The organism is Nocardia tenerifensis NBRC 101015 (assembly GCF_000308715.1).
Lineage (GTDB): Bacteria > Actinomycetota > Actinomycetes > Mycobacteriales > Mycobacteriaceae > Nocardia > Nocardia tenerifensis.
In genome coordinates this window covers 1-935 of sequence record NZ_BAGH01000448.1, presented here as the reverse complement: position 1 = coordinate 935, position 935 = coordinate 1, and the positions used below count along the sequence as shown (strand labels likewise).

Annotated in this window: 1 protein-coding gene; it reads left to right on the top strand. The window is 70.4% G+C overall.

Features of this window, described 5'->3' with window-relative positions; all coding sequences use genetic code 11:
• Positions 1 to 8: 8 nt before the first annotated feature.
• Positions 9 to 935 (top strand): AMP-binding protein (locus tag ON39_RS33895; protein WP_040740334.1); only part of this gene is annotated, 927 nt, incomplete at its 3' end.

The following is a 935-nucleotide window of genomic DNA, read 5'->3' as shown; positions in this document are numbered from 1 at the left end:
GAGGCGCCATGACGCCGGGCCCCGGTCTCACCGCGCGCATCGCCGAATTCGCCGCCGCCCGACCGGACGAGGTCGCGTACACCGAGCTGCGGTACCGTATGCACGAGCGGCACGCGGTCGACCTCACGTACGCCGGATTGCATTCCGCCGCAGGGGGACTCGCCGCGAGGCTGCGCGAGTCCAGCGCGCCGGGCGACCGGGTCGCCATTCTCTGCGCGCACGGACTCGACTACGCCGTAGCGTTTCTCGCCTGCCTGTACAGCAATCGCATTGCGGTGCCGCTGTTTCCGGCGTCGGGTACGCGTAACAAGGGCCGGCTGCTCTCGGTACTGGCCGACGCCCGGCCCGCGCTGGCCCTGGTGTCGCACGGCGACACGAACAGCGCGTCGGTGCTCGGCCCCGTGCTCGGTCAGGTCCTCACCCTCGCGGCGGATGTCACGGCGCCGACACAGGATTCGAGCGAGCCGGAACCGATCCGCTCCGAACTCGCCTATCTGCAATACACGTCGGGATCGACCCAGTCCCCGGCCGGCGTCCGGGTCACCCACGCGAACATGACGACGGCGCTGGAACAACTCTGCCAGGCGCTGGACCCCGGCAAGCCCATCCTGACCTGGCTGCCGTTCTTCCACGACATGGGCCTCATCCTCGGCCTGTCGCTGCCGCTGTACTGCGGCGTGCGCGGCCTGACGATGTCCCCGGCGGAGTTCGCGAAGCGGCCCATCCGGTGGCTGCGCGCGGTGAGCGACTACCGCGCCGGCATCACCGGCGGACCCAATTTCGGTCTGTCCCTGACGGTTTCGGCGTCGACGCCGAAGGAGCGAGCCGGGCTGGACCTGTCCGGGCTCGACCTGCTGCTCAACGGCTCCGAGCCGGTCCGGGCCGACGCGCTCACCGAGTTCACCGAGGCCTTCGCCGAGTACGGCTTCCGGCAT